General features: G+C 55.3%; 16 protein-coding genes and 1 tRNA gene. 14 read left to right on the plus strand and 3 right to left on the minus strand.

What is annotated here, in order from left to right; translation table 11 throughout:
• The first annotated feature begins 21 nt into the window (after positions 1-21).
• From AB1L30_RS27100 to AB1L30_RS27125, 6 genes are all read left to right on the plus strand, one after another.
• On the plus strand, positions 22-891 hold the full coding sequence (locus tag AB1L30_RS27100; RefSeq protein WP_367017728.1) for an SCO family protein: 870 nt from the start codon (positions 22-24) through the stop codon (positions 889-891).
• A 46-nt stretch (positions 892-937) separates the two neighbouring features.
• Positions 938-1,948, plus strand: coding sequence for a cytochrome c oxidase subunit II (coxB, locus tag AB1L30_RS27105; protein ID WP_367017729.1), 1,011 nt, complete (start codon positions 938-940; stop codon positions 1,946-1,948).
• Between the two features lie 25 nt (positions 1,949-1,973).
• Positions 1,974-3,677, plus strand: a complete 1,704-nt coding sequence (locus AB1L30_RS27110; protein ID WP_345094577.1) for a cbb3-type cytochrome c oxidase subunit I — start codon at positions 1,974-1,976, stop codon at positions 3,675-3,677.
• Positions 3,678-3,739: 62 nt separating this feature from the next.
• Positions 3,740-4,642 (plus strand): cytochrome c oxidase subunit 3 family protein, encoded by a 903-nt coding sequence (locus AB1L30_RS27115; RefSeq protein WP_367017731.1) that lies wholly within the window; start codon positions 3,740-3,742, stop codon positions 4,640-4,642.
• 18 nt (positions 4,643-4,660) lie between these two features.
• The gene (locus AB1L30_RS27120; RefSeq protein ID WP_367017733.1) at positions 4,661-5,032 is read left to right on the plus strand and encodes a cytochrome C oxidase subunit IV family protein; all 372 of its coding nucleotides are present in this window, start codon (positions 4,661-4,663) and stop codon (positions 5,030-5,032) included.
• Between the two features lie 90 nt (positions 5,033-5,122).
• Positions 5,123-5,686, plus strand: a complete 564-nt coding sequence (locus AB1L30_RS27125) for a cytochrome c oxidase subunit 3 (RefSeq protein WP_367017735.1) — start codon at positions 5,123-5,125, stop codon at positions 5,684-5,686.
• Here AB1L30_RS27125 and AB1L30_RS27130 read toward each other — a convergent pair.
• On the minus strand, positions 5,683-7,614 hold the full coding sequence (locus AB1L30_RS27130; protein ID WP_367017737.1) for an ATP-binding cassette domain-containing protein: 1,932 nt from the start codon (positions 7,612-7,614) through the stop codon (positions 5,683-5,685). The genes AB1L30_RS27125 and AB1L30_RS27130 overlap by 4 nt on opposite strands.
• A 451-nt stretch (positions 7,615-8,065) precedes the next feature.
• Between AB1L30_RS27130 and AB1L30_RS27135 the strand changes: the two genes are divergently transcribed.
• From AB1L30_RS27135 to AB1L30_RS27150, 4 genes are all read left to right on the plus strand, one after another.
• Positions 8,066-8,141: transfer RNA gene (locus tag AB1L30_RS27135), tRNA-Ser, on the plus strand.
• Between the two features lie 473 nt (positions 8,142-8,614).
• Positions 8,615-9,721, plus strand: coding sequence for a slipin family protein (locus AB1L30_RS27140; protein WP_367017739.1), 1,107 nt, complete (start codon positions 8,615-8,617; stop codon positions 9,719-9,721).
• Between the two features lie 130 nt (positions 9,722-9,851).
• Positions 9,852-10,235: a hypothetical protein gene (locus AB1L30_RS27145; RefSeq protein WP_367017741.1), complete on the plus strand. Its 384-nt coding sequence runs from the start codon at positions 9,852-9,854 to the stop codon at positions 10,233-10,235.
• Positions 10,236-10,707: 472 nt separating this feature from the next.
• Entirely contained in the window at positions 10,708-11,553 is an 846-nt protein-coding gene (locus AB1L30_RS27150) for a TIGR01457 family HAD-type hydrolase (RefSeq protein ID WP_367017743.1), read from the plus strand.
• A 216-nt stretch (positions 11,554-11,769) separates the two neighbouring features.
• On the opposite strand, the gene AB1L30_RS27155 is transcribed toward AB1L30_RS27150, so the two are convergent.
• Positions 11,770-16,209, minus strand: a complete 4,440-nt coding sequence (locus AB1L30_RS27155) for a chemotaxis protein CheB (RefSeq protein WP_367017745.1) — start codon at positions 16,207-16,209, stop codon at positions 11,770-11,772.
• Between the two features lie 437 nt (positions 16,210-16,646).
• Here AB1L30_RS27155 and AB1L30_RS27160 point away from each other — a divergent pair, with 437 nt between their 5' ends.
• On the plus strand, positions 16,647-17,597 hold the full coding sequence (locus AB1L30_RS27160; RefSeq protein ID WP_367017746.1) for a PQQ-binding-like beta-propeller repeat protein: 951 nt from the start codon (positions 16,647-16,649) through the stop codon (positions 17,595-17,597).
• Here the strand turns inward: AB1L30_RS27160 and AB1L30_RS27165 are convergent.
• The gene (locus AB1L30_RS27165; RefSeq protein WP_367017748.1) at positions 17,594-17,890 is read right to left on the minus strand and encodes a Rho termination factor N-terminal domain-containing protein; all 297 of its coding nucleotides are present in this window, start codon (positions 17,888-17,890) and stop codon (positions 17,594-17,596) included. The two genes, AB1L30_RS27160 and AB1L30_RS27165, sit on opposite strands and share 4 nt — an antisense overlap.
• Before the next feature lie 299 nt (positions 17,891-18,189).
• On the opposite strand from AB1L30_RS27165, the gene AB1L30_RS27170 reads away from it, so the two are divergent.
• The 3 genes from AB1L30_RS27170 to AB1L30_RS27180 all read left to right on the plus strand — a co-directional run bounded on the left by AB1L30_RS27170 (position 18,190) and on the right by AB1L30_RS27180 (position 22,334).
• Positions 18,190-18,771, plus strand: coding sequence for a sigma-70 family RNA polymerase sigma factor (locus tag AB1L30_RS27170; RefSeq protein WP_367017750.1), 582 nt, complete (start codon positions 18,190-18,192; stop codon positions 18,769-18,771).
• Positions 18,772-18,805: 34 nt separating this feature from the next.
• Positions 18,806-20,746, plus strand: a complete 1,941-nt coding sequence (locus AB1L30_RS27175) for a serine/threonine-protein kinase (RefSeq protein ID WP_367017751.1) — start codon at positions 18,806-18,808, stop codon at positions 20,744-20,746.
• Between the two features lie 139 nt (positions 20,747-20,885).
• Complete coding sequence (locus AB1L30_RS27180) at positions 20,886-22,334, plus strand: DJ-1/PfpI family protein (RefSeq protein WP_367017753.1); 1,449 nt, start codon at positions 20,886-20,888, stop codon at positions 22,332-22,334.
• Positions 22,335-22,366: the final 32 nt, after the last annotated feature.

Here is a 22,366-nt window from a genome sequence, read left to right on the forward strand (position 1 = left end):
TTCGCGGTAACCAAGGATAGAATGCGAGGTTGTGCGACAATCCGGCCGATTTGGACAGTAGTTTTCTGCCTGTCGATCTGTACGTCCGCCTTCGCCCAGTTGAACGAAACCCCGAAGGAAGTTGACGGGCTTGGTGTTGAAGAACACCTCAACGAGCAGCTTCCTCTCGATACCAAGTTCACGGACGATCGAGGGCAAGTAATCCGCCTCGGCGATTACTTTGACGGGAAGAGACCGGTCATCTTGTCGCTCAACTACTCGAATTGCCCGATGCTGTGCCAACAGCAGCTCAACGGGTTAGTGATGACGTTGAGCGGCATGGAAGAAAGCGTTGGCAAAGACTTCCAGGTCGTTTCGATCAGCATCGATCCTCGAGAACCGCATCAACGAGCCGCCCAGACACGGCTCCGTTACTACCAGGATTACGACCGCCCCGGCACCGCCGATGGCTGGCACTTCCTGGTCGGAACCGACAAATCGATCCTGAAGGTCGCCAAGGCAACCGGGTTTCAGTTTCGATACGTGCCTGAGCGAAAAGAGTATGCCCACAACGCCGTGTTGATGCTTTGCACACCGGATGGGCGGATCTCTCGATACATTTACGGCGTTCAATTCGACGAGCCCACCTTACGGTTGTCATTGGTCGAAGCGAGCGAAGGCAAAATTGGCACGACGATGGATCAAATCATCCTCACGTGCTTCATGTACGATGAAACGGCTGGTCGTTATGGACCACAAGCCGTGAAGATAATGCAGTTGGGCGCGTTTACCACGATCGTCTGCCTGGCTGTGGGACTGTTTCCGTTTTGGGTGCTACGTCGCCGAACCAGCAGTCCTCGTAGTGACAATTCCAACCAGGCCGGTCGGCATGCTCCGACGCAGGCAACCTAGCAAGTAGGTAAGACAGTACGAGATGGTCCAAGTACTAGGCTCAACCATGCAATCCATCTTGGCGGATACCATGTTCTTCCCGCCCGAGCGATCCTCGGTGGCGGGCAGCGTGGATGGTCTGTTCGACTTCATCTACTACCTTTCGGCGATCTTCTTCGTCGGCATCGTGTTCGCGATGGTGTACTTCGTGCTGAGGTACTACCAGCGTCCTGGTCACAAGGAAGAACCGTCGCCGTCGCATCATGAAGTGCTGGAAATCACCTGGAGCGTGATTCCTTCGCTGCTGGTCGGGGTGATCTTCTTCTATGGCTTCACCGGCTATCTCAATATGCGAGAAGCTCCGGAAAATGCCTATGAAATTAACGTCAGAGCATCGAAATGGAACTGGCTTTTCGTCTACCCAAATGGGGCTGAATCGGACGAACTGCACATCCCGGTCGATCGTCCGGTGAAGTTCCTCCTTCAGTCGGGCGACGTGTTGCACAGCTTCTACATCCCAGCGTTCCGGATCAAAATGGATTGCGTTCCGGGTCGTTATACTTCGACCTGGGTCATCGCCACCGACACCACCGAAGCTCCTGATCCCAATGACGAAAACGCCAAAGACGGTCATCTGCCGATGAACCTGTTCTGCGCGGAATATTGCGGTGAAAAGCACTCCGCGATGCGTGCGAAGGTTTTCGTTCACGAGCCAGGCGAGTTTGATGTCTGGGTTGAAAAAGCCGCCAATATCCTGGAAGGACGCTCGCCAGCGGAAGCTGGTGAGATTCTCTTCAAGCGAAAGGGCTGTGCTCAGTGCCACTCGATTGAAGGTGACATGTCCGCCAAGTACGCTGGTCCGCCACTCAATGGTCAGTGGGGAACGGAACGCAAAGTCACTGCTCGCGGCACGACCGAAACTGTTGTCATGGACGAAAACTACGTTCGTGAATCGATCCGACAACCCAATGCCAAGATCGTTGAAGGCCGCAAGCCTGGCATGACGGTCTTCACCCCTCAGTTGCTCAAAGACGACGAGATCACAGCGATCATCGCTTACCTCAAGTCGCTTAAGTAAGAATTTTCCATAGGGCAGCCAAGCCATGTCCACGATTACTCCAGACACTAAACTCGACATCGGCCATAACGACGATCCGAGCTCGAACTACCTGACCTGTTCGAGCGGGTTCCTCTCGTGGGCCTTCACGCTCGATCACAAACGAATCGGCGTGATGTACCTGGTCGGCATCTTCACCTCGTTCTTCCTGGGCGGGTTGTTTGCCCTGCTGTTGCGTATCCACTTGTTGATGCCAAACGGCTTGTTCCCCGAAACCTGGGTGAACATGAACACCTACAACCAGCTGTTCACGCTGCACGGGGCGGTGATGACCTTTTTGTTCATCATCCCGAGCGTGCCAGCCGCCCTTGGCAACTTTGTGTTGCCATTGATGGTGGGTGCCAAGGACGTGGCTTTTCCCCGCATGAACCTCGCCAGTTTCCACCTGTGGGTGATTGGTGCGATCTTCTTCCTGATCGCGCTGTTCACGACCGGTCTGGATACTGGCTGGACGTTCTACACGCCCTACAGTATTGAAACGCAGACCAACGTGATCGCCGCCACCATTGGTGCGTTCATCCTTGGTTTCAGTTCGATCTTCACCGGTCTGAACTTTATTGTGACCGTGAACACCATGCGTCCTCCAGGCATGTCCTGGTTCAAGATGCCTTTGTTCATGTGGGCCATCTACGCCACGGCGATCATCCAGATTCTGGCCACGCCAGTTCTCGGTATCACGCTGCTGCTGCTGATGGCTGAACGCCTGCTCGGAATCGGCGTGTTCGATCCTTCGATGGGTGGCGACCCGGTTTTGTACCAGCACTTCTTCTGGTTCTACTCGCATCCAGCCGTGTACATCATGATTCTGCCCGCGATGGGTATCATGAGCGAACTGATGTCGGTTTACAGCCGTAAGCCAATCTTCGGTTACACGTTCATCGCTTACAGCTCGATCGCGATCGCATTGCTCGGCTTCCTGGTCTGGGGTCACCACATGTTTGTGAGTGGTCAAAGCCCAATGGCTGCGGTGATCTTCAGCGGTTTGACCTTCAGCGTGTCGATTCCGTCGGCCATTAAGGTCTTCAACTGGCTGGCCACGATGTACAAGGGGAATATCAACCTGGCGACGCCGATGTGCTACGCTTTGTCGTTCATCTTCCTGTTCGCCATCGGCGGTCTTACCGGTCTGTTCCTGGGTGCCCTGGCAACCGACATTCACCTGCACGATACCTACTTCGTCGTGGCTCACTTTCACTATGTGATGATGGGCGGTACCGTCATCGCCTTCGTCGGTGGCTTGTACCACTGGTGGCCGAAGATGTTCGGCGTGATGTACAACGAAGCTTGGGGACGGTTCTTCTGCCTGGTAGTCTTCATCGGGTTTAACCTGACCTTCTTCCCGCAGTTCATCATGGGCTCGCGTGGTATGCCTCGTCGCTATGCGACTTACGATCCTGAATACCAGATCTTCCACCAGCTTTCGACGCTCGGGGCAATTGTCCTGGGGCTGGGCATGGTGGGTGCCGTTGCCGTGTTGGTTTGGTCGCTGTTCAACGGCCGTAAGGCTCCTGCAAACCCTTGGGGTGCCGCGACGTTGGAATGGACCTGCACTAGCCCACCACCTTTCTACAACTTCGAGCACGCTCCGCACGTGGGTTCGCCCTACGATTACAGCCAATTGAAGTACGATCCTCAGGTGGGTGGCTACGTTAAAGATCCGAACGCCAAACCGGCTTCCGACCACCACTAGAGATCGCAGCAGACACTTCCCTCATTCCGTATTGAGACGACGTTTAGAAACGAAATAGCCCTATGAGCGCCGCCGTCGACCACCAAGACCAAGCCCATCATGCGGGAGATGACCATCACGGTCATAGCCCGTTTCAGGCTCACCACTTCGAGACGATGCAGCAGCAATTCGACTCGGGGAAACTTGGCATCTGGCTTTTCCTGTTCACGGAAATCCTGATGTTCAGCGGGTTGTTTTGTGCCTACATCATCTACCGCTACAACCATCCAGAGATCTTCCTCTACGCTCACAAGCAGCTCAACACGACGCTGGGTGCGACCAATACGGTCGTGCTGATCGTCAGTAGCTTGACGATGGCCTGGGCTGTCCGTGCTGCCCAGTTGAACCAGAAGAAGTTACTGGTCTGGTTGCTGAGTGCCACGCTCGCCCTGGCAGGCGTGTTCCTCGTAATCAAATACTTCGAGTACACCCACAAGTTCGACCTCGGTTTGTATACCGGTCGCGAAAACGTGATGTACCAGCTGCAGCATCCTGCCGACTTCCAGGAACTGCACGAGGAAGTGGAAGAAAACCTCGCCAAGCAGGCCGAGGAAAAGAAAGAGGCAGAAGCCCACGCGGTTTCGGAAGCGGAAGCAATCGACGCTCATCCTTCGGAAGAGCACGGTGACGAGCACGCTGCCGCCCACGACTCGCACGGTCACGATGGCCACGGCGGTCCCGAGCAGTTCCTCGATGCCCCTCGCAATACGCAGATATTCTTCGGCATCTATTACATGATGACCGGATTGCATGGTTTCCATATCGTCGCTGGTATGATCGCCATTGGTTGGTTGCTGTGTCGCTCGATTCGTGGCGACTTCAGCTCCGAGTACTTCGGTCCGGTTGACTATGTCGGTTTGTACTGGCACTTGGTCGACTTGATCTGGATTTACTTGTTCCCGCTTCTGTACCTGATCCGTTCCTAAGCCACTGGTAAGCCTGCAATGTCTGACCATACCACCCATCATTCCGACGATCACGATCACGGCCTGGCTCACGTCATGCCGATTCCGATCATGATTGGAACGTTTCTGGCCCTGCTGTTTTTCACAGGCCTAACCGTCTTCATCGCAGATCAAGATCTCGGCGAAATCGATATCTTCATCGCGTTGGCGATCGCCACCCTGAAGGCAGGCCTGGTCGCGACTTATTTCATGCACCTTCGCTGGGATAAGCCGTTCAATATCCTGATGTTCCTGTTCTGTTTTGGCTTCGTGGCGCTGTTTATCGGCATCGCGTTGCTGGACTCGAACGAGTACCAACCAGCGATCGAAGCGTACTACAACGCCACGACCGAGATCGTTGAAACTCCTTAATCACCTGATCAAGGCCGATGGGCGTCATCGTTTCCATCGGCCTCGACTCTGGTCCCTGCGATGCTCAGGAATTCTTTCTCCCCGATTGTCATGCGCCGCGATGAATATCAGGCTAAATTCGGGTTCTACCTGTTCACGGCATCGCTAACAGCATTCTTTCTGTCAGGCATGGTGGCCTACGGAATCATCCGGATCGCCTCGAAGGCTCCGGCGATTCCGCTGAAGTCGTTCCCCCCTAGCCTCCTGCTAAGCACGCTTTGCATGTTCCTGGTCAGCTTTGCGATGCATAAGGCAGTCGTGAATGTTCGACGCGAACGCCAGGGTCCCTTCCGCCGCTGGCTGTATTCCGCTGCGGCATTATCGCTGGTGTTCCTCGGCTTCCAGACGGTTGGCCTACATGCCCTGCTCGAGCTGCACATGGAAGCGTTAGAAGATGGAACGACCAAGCAGTTCGCTTTGATGTTCTTTCTGGTGCTGGTGCATGCCTTGCACGTGGTAGGCGGCATGTCGTTCTTGAGTGGCGTCGTCATGCGAGCGCGCCGCCACTACTACGATCACGAGAAGCACTGGGGCGTCGACATCTGTGCCATGTATTGGCACTTCCTGGATGTCGTATGGATCGTGATGCTCGGCATCTTTCTGCTGAGCCGTTAGCTGCCTTCCTGAATGGTGGCAAGCTCTTCCCAGCGTTCCAGTGCCATCAGAAGTTCGTCGCCAATCGATTCGAGCCGCTGGGTGACTTGCTTGATCTCGTCCTGGGGCTTTTGATAGAAGCCAGGGTCAGCCATCTTGGCCTGAATTTTTTCCTGCTCCGCTTCCAGCGATTCGATTTTCTCTGGCAAGCTGTCGAGTTCACGTTGCTCTTTGTAGCTCAGTTTGCGGCCCCGCGGCTTATCGGCCGGTTTCTTCTCGGGAGCAGGCTTCTCGGCAACCACGACCGCTGGCTTGGCTTCGGTCTTCGGCGGCTCGAACGGTGGCGTGCTATCCTTCTTGTGCTGAATCAGATAGTCGTCGTAGCCACCGGCGTATTCCAGCACGATACCATTCCCCTCGAACGAGATCGTACTGGTCACCACGTTGTTCAAGAACTCGCGATCGTGGCTCACCACCAGCATCGTACCTGGGTAATTGACCACCAGATCTTCCAGCAGTTCCATTGTGTCGGAATCAAGATCGTTCGTAGGTTCGTCGAGGACCAACACGTTAGATGGCTTGGCAAACAATTGCGCCAGCAGAAGCCGGTTGCGTTCGCCACCGCTTAAGAACTTGATTGCCCGATTGGCTTGTTCAGGCGTAAACAGAAACTCCTGAAGGTAGCCCACGACGTGTTTCGACTTGCCGTTTACCTGGACAAATTCGTTTCCTTCGCCGATGTTCTCGCGAAGCGTTTGGTCCGGGTCGAGTCGGGCTTGAAGCTGATCGAAGTAAGCGATCTGCACATTGGTGCCGACCTTAACTTCGCCTCCGTCTGGCTTCAATTGCCCCAGCAAGATCCGCAGCAGCGTCGACTTGCCAATCCCGTTGCGGCCAATCACGCCGACTTTGTCTCCCCGCATGATCGCAGTCGAGAAGTCGTTCACGATTCGCAAATCGCCAAACCGATGGGACAGACTGTCGGCCTTGAAAACGAGTTGCCCGGAACGATCCCCAACGTGGGCTTCCATCTTGACGCTGCCGACGTGCTTTCGGCGATCGCGGTACTCTTCGCGCATCGCTTTTAACGCGCGGACGCGACCTTCGTTGCGGGTTCGCCTAGCTTTAATTCCCTGACGAATCCAGGTTTCCTCGATTGCCAGTTTCTTGTCGAACAGGGCCTGTTCTTTTTCTTCGGCATCGAGTGCCGCCGCTTTGCGTTTCAAGTATTCGTCGTAACCACAAGCCCAACTGGTAACGCGACCTCGATCGACATCAACGACACGAGTTGCCAGCTTCCGCGCGAACGCCCGGTCGTGCGTTACGAAGATGATCGACGATGAAATTCCCATCAGCAGCTTTTCGAGCCAGATGATCGAGTCGATGTCTAAATGGTTCGTCGGTTCGTCGAGCAGCAACAAGTCTGGTTCATTGACCAGCGCCCGCGCCAGAAGAACGCGACGTTTCATCCCGGCCGACAGCTTTTGAAAAATCAAATCACCGTCGAGCCCGGTCCGAGTCAAGGTTTGCTCGATCTGGTTTTGCAGATTCCAGCCATCCTGGGTATCGATCTCGTGCTGCAGTTCATCGATTCGGCGAGCCACGTCATCGCTGGCGTTCTCGGCTAGTTGATGGGTCAGGGCATGGTATTCGCGCAGGATCGCTGCCATTTCCCCGACGCCGTCAGCCACCACGTCAAAGACGGTTCCTCGATCGTCGGTTGGCACGGTCTGGGCCATCTGAGCCCGCGTCAGACCGGTGGCCAAGGCAACTTCACCCTCGTCCGGTGTGACTTCGCCCGCCAGAATCTTCAGCAGGGTCGACTTCCCGGCACCGTTTCGCCCCATCAAACAGACACGCTGACCTGGTTCCAGCACCAGGTTCACATCGGTGAAGAGAGGACGATCGTGGTACGAATGACGTACGTTTTTCAGCGTAATCAGCGGCATTGCAGTGGATGGCCTGAATCAGGCAGCCTGGCACGAGGAGGAACGAATTCGACGGGAAACGAAAGTGATTCCCAGGTATTCCCCCTATCGTCGCGAATCTTGTCGATTCGCAAAAGGCCTAGCAAGGCTCTCTTCACGGCAATTTCCCCCGCATAACAAGATTCTCGAGCTGTTCATCTCGGCTCACGGCACCTCGCATCCCAAGGATTTCCAGATCGAATTTTCCGCCCAAGGTGAACCACGCTGGTGGGGAGGTGTCCACTCTTTCTACGCGATTCCGAAACCTCGGGGTGCAAGTCACCTTCCTTTGGATGGTGACCAGTCAGGTTCGACTCCTGTGGAATCGCCTTAATAAGGTTCGACCGAGTTCACGTCCGGCGGTCCTGGTGCCCATGCAAACACAGGTTGGCAACCAGGATTCCGTGTTACGGTTTCTGAATCGTGAACTCGTTTGATGGTAGCTCAACGGTAAGAGCATCAGTTTAGAAAACTGATTGTTGCAGGTTCGACTCCTGTCCATCCAACCAGCTAGCTGGTTTGAAGCCACCAGCTTCCACCGGGGGCGAAAGCCTCCACCATTGATCGCCAGCGGTAAGCGGGCGGTCGCCAGGTCCGCTTCGGCGAACCGGTGTTGGCGGAAGTTCGATCGATTTCGTTTCGGCGACGTCGATCAGACCGATGCTGCCCGTGTTGTCCGAAGCACCAGCATCGTAGCGCCTTGCAGCGTTTCGATGAACCGTCACCAGACCTGGTGCCGAACGACGGCGAATTTCGTCAGGCAAGGCAGGCATCGCAGATGTCTGCCTCCCGACGATTGCAACCCAAGTTCGCCCAGGACGATGGCCGTTCATGACTCGCTCCGCGTGATTTGTTGGGACCTAAGCGAACGTCCGTTTGCCAAAGGTGTCATTTTTAAAACTCAACATTGTGCGCGTGGCATCACCCACGCCTTATTTCAATCCGATATTTTTCGTTCGGTTGTACCGCGAGGAGGTGCAACATGTTGTTCTTCAAGCAAATTAAGATTCACCGCCACGAACTGGGACTGCTATTCCGCGACGGAGACTTCGCGCAGATCCTTGATCCAGGCAAGCACTTCTTAATGGATCCCCTGGGCAAGATTCGCCTCGATGTCTGTTCGCAGCGTGATCCCTACATCACCCATAACCAGTTGGACCTCATCGTTCAGTCGGGTGCATTGCAAGACCGCGCGATTGTCGTTGACTTGAAGCAACACGAACGTGCCATTGTATGGATCGACGGTCGTTTCAGCCGCGTGCTCGGCCCAGGCCTGTACGCGCTGTGGACGAAGATTCGCAACGTGAATGTCGAAACGTTCGATGCCCGCGACGTTCGTTTCGTGCATGCCGACTTGAAGACGATCGCTCGCGATGCGACGGCTCGTGTTCAATTGGATATCTGTGACGTCGAGCGTGAATGCGTCGGCGTCCTGTTCCTCAACGGTCGCTTTGTGGAAACGCTGAGCCCAGGCACCTACGCGTTCTGGCGTGGTCCAGCAGATGCTCGGATCGTCGAAGTCGACCTGCGGGAAACCATGGTCGACATCGTTGGCCAGGACATCATGACGTTCGACAAGGTTTCGCTGCGTATGAACGCGGTCGTGACGTACAAGGTGGTCGATGCCGTGAAGGCGGTAACGACGACCAGTGACGTCCGACAATCGCTATACCGCGATGCCCAGCTGGCGCTGCGAAGCGTGGTTGGCGCACGCGAACTCGATAACTTTCTGACCGACAAGGATGCGGTCGCGGAAGAACTCGAAGCTGCCGTGCGACGTCACGCCGGAGAACTCGGCCTGGAGATCCTCAGCGTAGGTATCCGCGACGTGATTCTGCCAGGCGAGATGAAGAACCTGATGAACAAGGTAACGGAAGCCAAGAAGGCGGCCGAAGCCAACCTGATCGCGCGTCGTGAGGAGACGGCGGCGATCCGGAGTCAGGCCAACACTGCCAAGCTGCTGGCTGATAGCCCAACGCTGATGCGTCTGCGAGAACTGGAGGTTCTCGAAAAGATCGCTGTGGCGGGCAAGATGAACATTGTGCTCGGCGAAAAGGGCCTGGCCGACCGAGTCATCAACCTGTTGTAGTTTTAAGCCTGCTGTTTCGCTGGAAGCAGCAGGCTTCTTTCAGGCGCGGAGAGAACTGGCGACCGGGCCCCCAACGGTGGTAGCATGAAACGGTTCTTCCCCATGCTTACCCCAAACGTCGCAATCTACCATGCTCTCTCGTTATACGATCTATCGACGTCGCCCCGCTGATGCTGGTCCGCTTCCGGAAGGTGTGCGGCAAGACACTCGCTATCGTACGCGGCATATTTTGCGGCCGACGCAGGAAATGGTCGAGGCGTATCTCGGTCAGACTGGTGACGATCACTTCGCGCGGTTTCGTCGTGACTATCTCGTTCTGCTAGATCAACGATTCACGGACGATCGGGCAGGCTTCGATCAACTTGCCGAGCTGGCCCTGCAGGAAGACGTTTATCTGGGGTGTAGTTGCCCGACGCAAAAGAACCCTGATGTGCGGCACTGCCATACCTGGCTAGCACTCCAGTTCATGCAGACCCATTACCCGGAACTGGAAGTCTGGTTTCCTGAGAAATAAATCTTACGGACAAGCCTACGCAATCTTCCTTTTCCGCGTAGTATCTCTAAGCAACTGAGCACCGATTGCTCAGGGGTTTCTTATCCATTCGTTATGACTTCTCGTCGAATAGAACGCGACTTTTGCGATATTCGGTCTTACATCCCTAGAGTGAGTAGGCCGTTGAGCGCAAAGCTCGCGAGGCTGCTGCCTCCTTCAGCAGCGGCGCCGCGCAGCGCTTTAGCAATGGCGACAACTAAGTTATTTGGCAAAGAGTAGTTTTTTCGCAGCGGGGTATTCTCTTCCACTATTATCTACTGCGACGCCGTTTCTCCGCATTCTGTTGAATTGGCCAGAAATGAATCTTCCCTTAACAGAACTTGGCACGGACCTTGCCAACGCTTCATGTGGAACTGAATTGAGTTTTATCGATTGCTGCCTTCCCTCGGGAGCGGACAGCAACATCGAGACGTTTACCTTCGAGAGGCAAGAGATGAGCAAGGGATTTTTGATCGACATGGATGGCGTCATGTATCGCGGCAGCCAGCTGATCCCTGGGGCGGACCAGTTTATCCGTCAACTCCGCGACGACGACACTCCGTTTCTGTTTTTGACCAACAACAGTCAGCGCACGCGACGCGATGTGGTGACCAAATTGTCTCGGATGGGCATCGATGTGGAAGAACGCCACGTCTTTACCTGTGCGATGGCAACGGCTCGATTCCTGGCCAGCCAGAAACCTAACGGTACCGCTTACGTCTTGGGCGAAGGTGGTCTGCTGAACGCACTGCATCAAAACGGCTTCTCGGTGGTCGACCACGATCCCGATTTCGTCGTCGTGGGTGAAGGGCGAACGCTGAACTGGGACATGGTCGAAACGGCTACCCAGATGATCCTCGACGGTGCCAAGCTGATCGCCACCAACGATGATCCCAACTGCCCGACTTCGCGGGGCACCCGTCCTGGTGCAGGGGCAACGATTGCTTTCCTCGAGAAGGCAACCGGACGCAAAGCTTTAAGCATCGGCAAGCCAAGCCCATTGATGATGCGAATGGCTCGCAAAGAGATCGGCTTGGAAACTTCCGAGACCGTGATGATTGGCGACACCATGGAGACCGACATCCTGGGTGGCGTTCAGATGGGTTACCAGACCATTCTGGTTCTCTCCGGCGGGACGAAGCTGGAAGATATTCCCAAGCATCCTTACCAGCCTGACCTGATTATTGAATCGGTCGCCGAGTTGGTGCGAAAGCCTGAGGATGAGGCGGTCTCGCTGCGAACTCCGGTCATGGTGCCGGATGATGCAGCCCACGAATTCGTCGCTTCGCTGCGACGATAGAAGAATCGTTCGTCGCTTCGTTTCAAACCAACGGCGATGCCATCCTGGTGATCGCCCTGATTGCCTTCCCCGGCGTGATCGATCTGCGGCAAATCGACACGCTTCGACGGTCTTTCGAGATTCCCACGAGGGTCCGTTCCGCCAGTCCACCTTTTCTGCCGCATCGCCCAACACATTACGGGCGTCATGTCTTTGTCTTGGAAGGCGTGACGCTCGTTACTCTTCTCTCAGCTTGGGATGGCTGAGGAGTTGGCGAAGGTCTTCAATGCCCACAGGCTTCACCATGTGGAGATCGAAACCTGCGGCCTCCGAATGCAACCGGTCTTCGTCTTGACCATAGCCTGTCACGGCAACCAGCAAGATGGTTCGCTCTGGGTCGCTCTCGCGAATACGGCGAGCCACTTCGTACCCATCCATCATGGGCAGTCCGATATCGAGCATGACAATCCGCGGTTGAAACGCGGGGACGCTTTCTAACGCTTCCATGCCACTGCCTGCCGTTTCGATTTCATGGTTCCCCAAAGCGGCGACCAGACGCGACAACAGGTGACGGGCACTCTTGTTGTCGTCGACAATTAAGATTTTGTGGCTTCCATGCAGTTCCAATTTCGGCATCTCGATAATTTCCCCGGGGCCTTCCGGCAATATGGGTAGCGATACAGTGAATTCGCTTCCCTTGTGCTGACCATCACTGGTCACGGCGACAGAACCATGATGCAACTCAATCAAGCTCTTCACGATCGTCAACCCAATCCCAAGCCCGCCCGGAGCCCGGTCCGACGATCGAGACGACTGTGCGAACAACTCGAAAACGCGTGGCATCAGGTCTTCGTCGATACCGATGCCGTTATCACGGAACGAGATCGATACGGATTCTTCTTCCCGAGTGACGGTGACTTCGATCGAGCCACCTTCCTGCGTGTACTTCACGCCGTTGATCACCAGGTTTTCAAAAACCTGGGCCAGTCGTACTGGATCGGCTTCCAACCAGACGGGGTCTTCCGCCATTCTTACCGATATCGAAATATTCTTTTGTTCAGCCATCGGCTGAATCGTTCCGATCGCCATCTTCAAAATCTGTTGCAGTGGAACAACTTCCAAACGCAAATCAACCTTGCCACGCGTGATTCGCGAAACATCCAGCAGGTCGTCGACCAGGCGAACGAGATGACGGACTTGCTCTTCCATCACGTTCAACGGTTCTTGAGGTACCTGGGAGTCCATCAACAGAAGATCGATACCGCTTCGGATCGGTGCCAAAGGATTACGAAGCTCGTGAGCCAGCATGGCGAGGAACTCGTCTTTGCGACGGTCGGCGTCTTTGAGTGCCTGTTCCAGTTCCATCTGTTCGGTGATGTCGGTGTTGGTACCAAACCAGCGAACAACTTTCTCATCTTTATCTCGAATCGGGACTGCTCGCGACAGGAACCACCGATAAACACCATCGTGGCGTCGCAGCGGGAACGTATCTTCCCAAACGGTTTCATTGCGGGCTGCTTCCGCGAGCTTCGCGAAGACCCGTTCGATATGGTCTGGATGATGTGATTCGGCCCAACCGGTGTCTTGGGCACTCTCGAAATCGGCACCAGTGAATTCATACCAGCGGCGGTTATACCACGTCACATTGGGCAGCTCGTCACAGGTCCAAGCCAATTGCACGATATTGTCGGCCAGATCACGGAAACGTGTCTCACTAATCTGCAACGCTCTCTCGGCTTGATAGCGTTCCGAAATATCTTGGATCAGGGCGTAGTAACCAATAACGGTCGACTCGCTATCGAGGTGAGGAATATATTCGACATGAACGAATCGTGCGGGACCATGCCGAAAAGGTAGTTCTCCCTCCCACGAAACCCGTTCGCCACTCATCACCATTTCGATCTTCTCGCGGGCTACCTCATACGCTTGCTGACCAACGACGTCCCAAACTGGTTTGCCAAGGACATCGTCGATCGAGATGCCAAACCACCTTTCATAGCTGGCATTGGCAAACTGATAACGCAAATCTTTGTCGATATAAGCAATCAACACCGGCATCGCGTCCGCAACCAGCGAGAGTTGCTCGCGCTGTAGCGACAGTTGATCCTGGATATCCTTGAGTTGGGTAATGTCCTGGAACGTCGCCACGACCCCCTCGATCCGGTTGTCGTGCGTTCGATACGGCAGCAACCGTCGCAGGAACCGGCGATTTCCCTCAGCGATCACTTCGCGTTCGACCGGAGCAAGCAGCTTTAAGACTTCGCGGGCATCGTTTAAGAACGAACCATCGGAGAACTTATGAACCAAGTCACTGATCGGGCGACCAATGTCGGTGCGAATCAAACTGAAAAGCTCGATCGCTTCCGGAGTGAAGTTTCGCACGCGGAATTCGGTATCGAGAAACACCACGGCGATGCGCGTGCTCGAAATCAGGTTATCGAGATCGTTGTTAGTCGACTCTAACTCCGATAGTTTGTCTTCCAGCTGAACGTTGAGCGTCGTCAACTCTTCGTTAAGCGACTGCAGCTCTTCTCGTGAGGCCTCCAGTTCTTCGGTGCCTGACTGTAGTTCCTCGTTAACGCTCATCGCTTCTTCGTGCGATGCGCGAAGTTCTTCGTTGGCTTGTTCGAGTTGTTCGATCGTATGGCTAAGCTCTTCTCGTGTCTCAAGCAACTCACGCTCAAGATTAGTAACCAATTCCTCTTGAGAATCGCCGTTGACCAACCCCGAACTTTCACCTCGCTCAGCCGGCAATTGACTCGTCTCGAAGTCGCGCGGCACGCGATCTTCTTCCAGGTGAATGTACATCAGCCGTTGATGACTCTCGGGGTCGGCCATCGTCCGTACGACACCCCGGACATCAATTAACGATCCGTCCGACTGGGTCACCTTCGCTCGATCGAAACGTGCCTCGCTGGCGTTATCGAGGCGTCCGATCGCGGCCCTCAGTTTCAAATGCAGCCCTGGTCGAACCAGTTCATAGACCGTGTACCGCTGCTCGCCTTCAGGAATCTTCAGGAACCGTTCGCCACTTCCGCCAACGTAAATTGGCTGAAGCTTGTCGTTCAGAACCAGTACGACCGACTGGGTCGTCTTCCAGAACATCTCCGCCGCAATCTCTCGCAAACTGGGAGGTGCCGGACGGGGAAATCGCTGCCGAGAAAACGAAACACGCTGCGGCTTAGGCGTGGTGTGCACAACGGGACTGACAACGCCGGCCTCGTTGACGCGGCGATAGATTCGTACCCGCGAGTCGACCGGATCAAACCCTTCTTCAAATCGCCCGGCGGTCTCGGAGTTACCCAGCATCAGGTACGCGCTCGGATTCAGTGCGAAGTGAAACTTTCGCAAAATCTGAGTCTGGGCTTCTGGCTCGAGGTAGATCAACAGGTTTCGACAACTAATTAGATCGAGTCGGAAGAAAGAAGGGTCTCCCTTCAAATCGTGCGACGCGAAGACGACCATTTCCCGAATCGCCTTGGTAACGCGGTAACCGTCGGCATCGATCGTGAAATACTTGCGTCCCCATTCCGGCTTGATATCGGCAGCGATGGTCTCGGGGTACCAACCAGCGCGGGCCGTCTTTAACGCATGGTTGCTGATATCCGTTGCGAAAATCTGCGTGCGAATATCGCGTCGGTCGCCGATCGCATCGCACAGAAGCATCGCCATCGTGTAGGCTTCTTCACCCGTCGCGCAGCCTGGGATCCAGATGCGAATCGGGTTTTCCGGACGCCGATCGTTAATCAACTTCGGCAGGACTTCTTCGGCCAGAACATCCCATACTTCCTGGTTCCGCAAGAACTGCGTGACGCAGATCAACAGGTCCTGGGCGAGCGCTTCGATTTCGTGCGGACGGTCTTTGAGCCGATGAACATATTCTTTCAAGTTCGCAACGCCAGCCAAACCCATGCGTCGTTGTACACGACGTAGCAAGGTGGTGTGTTTGTAGTTGCGAAAGTCGTACTCGGCATGGAATTGAAGGAGGTACTGGATCTCAGAGAGTTCTTCGTGGAACCGAAGTGGATCGACGGAGGAATCGTCGAAGAGCGAATTGTGATCGACGTAACTTTCCAGCGATTTGACGAGCTCTTGAACCGGCTGAACATAGTCTGCCTGACCGGTCTCCATCGCGTTGAGTGGCATCGAGTCATGGCCCGCTTCGTGCGGATGCTGAACCATGACCATGCCGCCACATTCTTTGATCTCGCGAATACCGAGCGTGCCGTCGCTTCCATTCCCCGATAACACAACCGCAACGGCGTTTTGTCGCTGGTCGCGAGCCAGGCTCCGAAAGAAGTAGTCGATTGGATGACGCCATCCACGCGACTCGGACGACGGAGTGACGAACAACACCCCATCACGCAAAGAAACATCCTGGCCAGGCGGCGCCACGTAGACGGTATCTGCCTCAACCAGCATACCGTTAGTCACCGTGGTAACGGGCAATTCGGTATGTTTGGTTAAAATCTCGGGCAGCAAACTATCGTGATCGGGCATCAGATGCTGAACGATCACAAAGGCCATCCCTCGATGGTCAGTTACCGCAGCGAAGAACTTCTTCAGAGCTTCCAGCCCACCAGAAGATGCACCGATCCCCACAACAGAAAGTGGATGTTTCGGGTTGTTATGTCCTCGACCGCCAGGATTGTTTTCGGTCGATTCAGCTTGTCCCATAGGTGTTCAGTCGTTTCCGGATGGGTAAAAGACTTACGCGGAAAATCCCCACGGACGCCCTGCAGGGGTAAGCAGATTTGCATCGAACCGCAATAAAATGCCGCCGTCTACAACAAAGCCGAACCTAATCCCCCGATTAAAGATGCTCGGGCTTTAGGTGCTTCATTGTCGCAGACCCCCGCGAGCACTGCAAGTTGCCTCCTATTCCTTTGTGATTACAAGACTTAGGATCATTTCTGCACCCACCAACCTTATTCGAGGCGGCAGGAATCGCAAAGTCTCTCAATCCGACCAATATTCCGCAAATTTTCTCGAGGAAAGATCTCTCAAATTCCTGGGCAACTAGACCGCGCGATTGGCTATTGAATTGGCTCGCCTATACTCAAATTGAGTCCATCCTTTCCCCATCTAATCTTGCCCCTCTCGGAGAGCCGCCCATGCTACGCTTCTGGTCGCTTTTATTCCTGCTGACGTTGATCACGATTCCCTCGTTGGCGATCGCCGGTCCCTTTCGCCTCGTGATTCAAGGAAATAACAAGCTGGCGATTGTCGACACCGACGGCAAGATCGAGTGGGAGATGCCATGGGGAGGCATCCACGATATCCATGTGCTCGACAACGGTCACATCATGGTGCAGCAAGGTGGCGCCAAAATCGCCGAGATCGATCCGGAAACTAAGAAGGTGGTCTGGTCGTACGACTCGGCGAAGATGAATGGCAACGAAGGAAAACGGATCGAAGTCCACGCCTTCCAACCGCTGGAAAATGGCAACGTGATGATTGCCGAGTCAGGTGCAGGCCGGCTCATCGAGATCACTCGCGGCGGCAAGATTGTTAAAGAGATGCCATTGAAGCTGAACAATCCGCACCCTCACTCCGATACCCGTCTGGTTCGGAAGCTTGAAAACGGTAACTACCTGGTCGCTCACGAGAACGACGGCTTCATTCGTGAATACGACGGCAAAAGCGGCAAGGTGGTGTGGGAATACGAAGTGCCGATGTTCGATCAGGAAGCTCGCAACGGACACGGTCCTGAAGCCTTCGGCAACAAGGCCTTCGCGGCGATTCGCTTGAAGAATGGCAACACGCTGATTGCAACCGGCAACGGGCACAGTGTGATCGAAGTGACGCCAGAGAAGGAAATGGTCTGGAAGATCGCCCAGAACGATCTGCCCGGTATCACGCTCGCTTGGGTAACCACCTTGGAAGTGTTGCCAAATGGTCACTACGTGATTGGCAACTGCCATGCTGGTCCCGGCAACCCTCTGCTGGTCGAAGTCGATCCGAAGACCAAGAAGGTTGTCTGGCAGTTCGACCAATACGACGTGTTCGGCAACTCGGCACCAAACTCGCAACTGCTGAGCGTCGAAGGAGACGTTCTTCGCTAACGGCGATCACGGATCGCATCGATCAACTGCGGCTTGGACATCTTGCTCCGGCCGCGGATACTCATCTTCTGGGCAATGTTATAAAGCTCGTCCTTCGTACGACTTTCGAGCGAAGAATGGGGATTGCCGGTTCCTTGCGTCCGCTTGTTCGGCGTTTCCCCTTTTTCGCGTCGCTGCTTGTTGACCGTTCTCGCGGCAACTTCTTTCGCACGCTCTTTCTTCATTCCACGTTCAAGATTGCTGTCGCGGATCGCTTCGTATTGCCGATCGTCTTTGTCGGTCCAGCCTGGCATGGGATTGCTCCTTGGAATGGGGCTTGCAATGTCTAAATCTTTCTACAGCGAATCGCGTGCCTATCATCCCCCCGGCCGCTTACTTGCCCAATTTCACGGTGCGTTTGAATTGGCAACGGCCAGGTTGCCTTCTGCGGCGACAATTCGCGAATACTGCTCGTGGAATCCCCTTTTTGCGCAAGCTTGCCACGGGCTCATCAAAATTTAAAGCTTCGTGGGAAGCAGTGTTTCCGCGGGAAGTGTAGGATGAAGCGACGTTTCTTGGCATCCGGCAATTCTTCCAGCACGTTCCGATCGCGATGGATACCTCGGTCAGTTTTCTCGATTCGCTTCAATGCACCTCGGACGAGGAAGCATGGGGGCGACTCGTCGGCATGTATTCGCCGCTGATCCGTGGCTGGCTGAAACGTCATGGAGCCATGGTCGAAGACCTGGACGATGTGACTCAAGAAGTGCTGGCGGTAGTCTTTCGCCGCTTCCCCGATTTCCGGCGAGAGCCGCGCGCGGGTGCCTTTCGAGCCTGGCTGCGAACAATCACCGCGAACTGTTTGCGTGACCATTGGCGGAAAAAGAATCGGCAGCCAACCGGCGTCGGCGGAAGTGACTTTGGCGCCGTGATTGCCGAACTGGAAGATCCCAACAGCGGTCTCAGCGCCCAATGGAATCGAGACCACGACCGGCACGTGATACAATATTTGCTCGACGAAGTCCGTCCCGCATTCACCGATAAGACATGGCAGGCGTTCCAACGATTCGCCCTGGATGGCTTGACTGCGGACGTCGTGAGCCAAGAGCTCGGCATTTCCGTCAACGCCGTCTTCGTTGCCAAGTCGCGCGTGCTGAGTCGGCTCCGCCAGCGCGGCCTTGGCTTGATCGAGTAAGTGGTCATATCGATTCTTTGGTAGCACACGATTGATGAACCAACGCAGTTCCACGCACCCGACGAAAGAAGAACTGGAATCGTTCTTTCATGGAACGTTGGAAGAAACGCGTCGTCAATTGGTCGAAGACCATATCTCGAAATGTGATCAGTGCTGCGATGAGCTGAGAACGATTCCTCACGACGGCTTGATCGAACGGATCCATGCCGCCACCAGCAGCATCGACGATGGCCAAACGCCATGGGCCACCGCCTCGACAATCGCGGAATCGGAACCGGCCGATTCGATTCCGGCGGCATTGCTCGATCATCCGCGCTATCGAATCATTCGCCGACTTGGCCAAGGGGGCATGGGGGTCGTCTACCAGGCCGAACATCGATTGATGGAACGGCCGGTCGCGTTGAAGGTGATCAACCCACGTCTGGTGAGCAACGAGCTCGCGGTTGATCGTTTCCATCAGGAAGTCAAAGCGGCAGCCAAGCTTTCGCACCGCAACATTGTCGCCGCTTACGATGCCGAACAAGCAGGCGACCTGCACTTTCTGGTGATGGAATTTATCGACGGGATTAGCCTCGATCAACTCGTCGCCCGCCGCAAACCTCTACCGGTGTTGCATGCGTGCAATTACGTTCTTCAGGCCGCCCAGGGGCTGCAGCACGCCCATGCCCGAGGCACCGTTCATCGCGACATCAAACCGCATAACCTCATGCGGACAGATCGAGGAACGGTGAAGATCCTCGACTTCGGCCTGGCTCGTTTTGCGACCCAAACGGATCACGCTGCCGACGATCCAGGGCTGACAGCTGACTTCACGGCGCTTGGCACGCCCGACTATCTGGCCCCAGAGCAAGCCCGAGATTCGAAGCGGGCCGACATCAGAGCCGACCTCTACAGTCTCGGTTGCACCCTCTATTTCCTGCTGGCTGGACATGCTCCTTTTCCCAATGAGTCCGCATTCGAAAAAGTCTTGGCCCACTGCGAACGGCAACCGACCTCGCTGGGTGAACTTCGTGACGATGTTCCGAGCGAAGTCATTGCGATCGTCGAACAATTGATGGCGAAGAACCCTGACGACCGCTTCCAGACCCCTGCGGAATTGATCGAAGCATTGAAACCGTTCGGTCGACCTGACTCGGTGGCGGCAAATGACCAGCCCACTAGCGACAGCGGAAAGACGCTCGTCGCGATGCCGATGCCGCAGCTTCACGTGAGCACCGAAAGCACCGCAACGCGTACTCGGACCAAGGTCAGTAATCAAGCAACCAGCACTTGGGTTCGACGGAATCGTTGGCCATTGTTCGCGGTCAGTGGCGTCCTTGGTGTCGCCCTCGGTTGGTATGTGCTCGCGGATCGTGGCGAGCAGCCCCCTGCTCTGCCGGAAGACAATTCGTTCGTGGGGCGGCCTTCCGAAACCATTCCCCCTTCCACCTCGGACGCGGAATGGATCGACTTGATCGCTCGCGTCGATTTGTCGTCGGATGTCGTCGCAGGAAACTGGACGGTCACGCCAACGGGCGAGTTACGCGTCGATCATACGCCGTCTGCCCGGGTCATGCTTCCCTTCACTCCGCCGCGAGAATACGACTTCGAGGTCGAATTTACGCGCGTCGAAGGAGATCAATCGATCGCCTTGCACTTCGTCGATGGCGATGGAATTGCGAGCTTTGATATCGACGGCTGGAGCGAGAACCTCGGCGGAATTCAAAACATCGATCAGATCGACATCCGGCGAAATCCGACACGGATCGATAACATTCAACTGATCAACGGACGCCGATACCAAGCGGCCGTGCATGTGCGTCGAGATCATGTCGACGCCTTTTTCGATGGCGAAAAACGAACTACTTACCACGGCGATGGTTCCGATCTATCGCTGCTGCCGCTCTGGTCGCTTCCGGAAAATACGTTGGGCCTGGGTGCCTACGACAGCGACACCGTTTTTCATAGCGTGCGAATCCGCCCCATTTCCAACTGATATCCGCCGCTTAACGGGGACCGGAGAAAAACTCTCCAAAAATCTGCTTCCGCGTGAAAGGTTTTCTGCTCCGCGTCCATTTATTCAGTACGCCAGCAGAAACAGGTCCACTTTTCGGAACAGTCTTGGAGAAACTTACATGTCTCGCTTCCCTCTCTTCTCGTCGCGTAAGCGTCCATCCAAACCCAATCGCCAGCGTCGCGTCGGACGTTCGATGCAGAACCTGGAAGATCGCTGCCTGATGGCTGGCGACCTGGCCATTGCCTCGATGCCGATCGAATCGGAATATGTGGAGACCTCGTCCTTCACTGCGAACACCACCAGTGACTGGGACTTCGAACCGGTCGGAGATCTGGAAATCGAAAGTGGTGAAGCCTTTGAAACGCGGCTGACGATCAGCGGTGACTTGGATCCTAGTGCCGTGATCTTCACCGCGACGATCGTCCCGACGCTGGAACAGGAACTCGATGCTCGGTACGACCTGGTCGAGTCAGACGACTATCACACGAACTGCCTCGGGCAGAACGCACGTTGGATGCGATCCGCCAACGGTGGCTGGTTCTACATCATGCCGGAAGGAGACTTCTTCCAATGGCGTGGCTCATTCGAGAACAGTCGTCTGCTCGGTTCGTTCGACTCCGATCATTACGACAACCCTGACCTGCTGACGGAACCGGAAGCGGTTCCGGCCGACGTCGCCATTGAAGGGGATACGCTGATCGTCCGAACCGATGCCGACTACACCGGCAGTTTCCAGATTGAGGTCGGTGCCACGGATGGATCGCGTTCGATTTATCAAACGATTAACTCGTTCGTATTGAAGACAACGCCTGACGATCCCGGTCCTGACGACGACAATCCAGGGGATGATCCAACGACGCCGCAGGAACCGATGCCGGTGCTGATGGTGATCGCCAACCAGGACTTCTATTTCCAGGAATACGCCGACACGCGAGCCTCGCTCGAAGCGCAAGGCCTGGAAGTTGTGGTGGCTGCCGCCACGACCGAAACCGCTACGCCACATGCCAACTCCGGCCAAGGCAATAGTAGCGGCCAGGTCGTGCCTGACTTGACGCTATTTGAAGTCGACGCGGACGACTATTCGGCGATCGTGTTTGTCGGTGGCTGGGGCTCGTCTCAGTACCAATACGCCTTTGAGGGAACCTATAACAATGGTTCGTACAACGGCGAAGAAGTCTTGAAGCAGACCGTGAACGACCTGATCAACGACTTCGTCGAACAGGATAAATATGTCACCGCCATCTGCCACGGGGTGTCCGTTTTGGCCTGGGCTCGAGTCGATGGCGCGAGTCTCTTGGAAGGCCGCACGGTGTCGTCCTATTCCGGCAACGCTCCGAATTCCAATCAATCGTTCTACACGACGCGGGATCAGATTGAATATAACGGCGCGACGATGGTTGCCTCAGGTTCCCTCGGCGATCCAACCACAGCGACGGACGATGTCTATGTTGATGGGCGAATCATCACGGCAGAGAACTGGGACTCGGCCACCATGTTTGGGGAAGTGATCGCGGACCTGGTGAGCGATCCTGACTACATCGATCAGGTCTTTGCTGACTGGGATTAATCTCCAAGGGCTAGAGGCAGTCGGTTCCATTC

Origin of the sequence: Bremerella sp. JC817, assembly GCF_040718835.1 — a bacterium.
Taxonomy (GTDB): Bacteria; Planctomycetota; Planctomycetia; order Pirellulales; family Pirellulaceae; genus Bremerella.

What these genes read in the sequence shown, in the direction of transcription:
- AB1L30_RS27100 (WP_367017728.1), top strand. Translation starts at nt 22, where the DNA reads ATGCGAGGTTGTGCGACAATCCGGCCGATTTGGACAGTAGTTTTCTGC.
- coxB (WP_367017729.1), top strand. Translation starts at nt 938, where the DNA reads ATGCAATCCATCTTGGCGGATACCATGTTCTTCCCGCCCGAGCGATCC.
- AB1L30_RS27110 (WP_345094577.1), top strand. Translation starts at nt 1,974, where the DNA reads ATGTCCACGATTACTCCAGACACTAAACTCGACATCGGCCATAACGAC.
- AB1L30_RS27115 (WP_367017731.1), top strand. Translation starts at nt 3,740, where the DNA reads ATGAGCGCCGCCGTCGACCACCAAGACCAAGCCCATCATGCGGGAGAT.
- AB1L30_RS27120 (WP_367017733.1), top strand. Translation starts at nt 4,661, where the DNA reads ATGTCTGACCATACCACCCATCATTCCGACGATCACGATCACGGCCTG.
- AB1L30_RS27125 (WP_367017735.1), top strand. Translation starts at nt 5,123, where the DNA reads ATGCGCCGCGATGAATATCAGGCTAAATTCGGGTTCTACCTGTTCACG.
- AB1L30_RS27130 (WP_367017737.1), bottom strand. Translation starts at nt 7,614, where the DNA reads ATGCCGCTGATTACGCTGAAAAACGTACGTCATTCGTACCACGATCGT.
- AB1L30_RS27140 (WP_367017739.1), top strand. Translation starts at nt 8,615, where the DNA reads ATGTTGTTCTTCAAGCAAATTAAGATTCACCGCCACGAACTGGGACTG.
- AB1L30_RS27145 (WP_367017741.1), top strand. Translation starts at nt 9,852, where the DNA reads ATGCTCTCTCGTTATACGATCTATCGACGTCGCCCCGCTGATGCTGGT.
- AB1L30_RS27150 (WP_367017743.1), top strand. Translation starts at nt 10,708, where the DNA reads ATGAGCAAGGGATTTTTGATCGACATGGATGGCGTCATGTATCGCGGC.
- AB1L30_RS27155 (WP_367017745.1), bottom strand. Translation starts at nt 16,209, where the DNA reads ATGGGACAAGCTGAATCGACCGAAAACAATCCTGGCGGTCGAGGACAT.
- AB1L30_RS27160 (WP_367017746.1), top strand. Translation starts at nt 16,647, where the DNA reads ATGCTACGCTTCTGGTCGCTTTTATTCCTGCTGACGTTGATCACGATT.
- AB1L30_RS27165 (WP_367017748.1), bottom strand. Translation starts at nt 17,890, where the DNA reads ATGCCAGGCTGGACCGACAAAGACGATCGGCAATACGAAGCGATCCGC.
- AB1L30_RS27170 (WP_367017750.1), top strand. Translation starts at nt 18,190, where the DNA reads ATGGATACCTCGGTCAGTTTTCTCGATTCGCTTCAATGCACCTCGGAC.
- AB1L30_RS27175 (WP_367017751.1), top strand. Translation starts at nt 18,806, where the DNA reads ATGAACCAACGCAGTTCCACGCACCCGACGAAAGAAGAACTGGAATCG.
- AB1L30_RS27180 (WP_367017753.1), top strand. Translation starts at nt 20,886, where the DNA reads ATGTCTCGCTTCCCTCTCTTCTCGTCGCGTAAGCGTCCATCCAAACCC.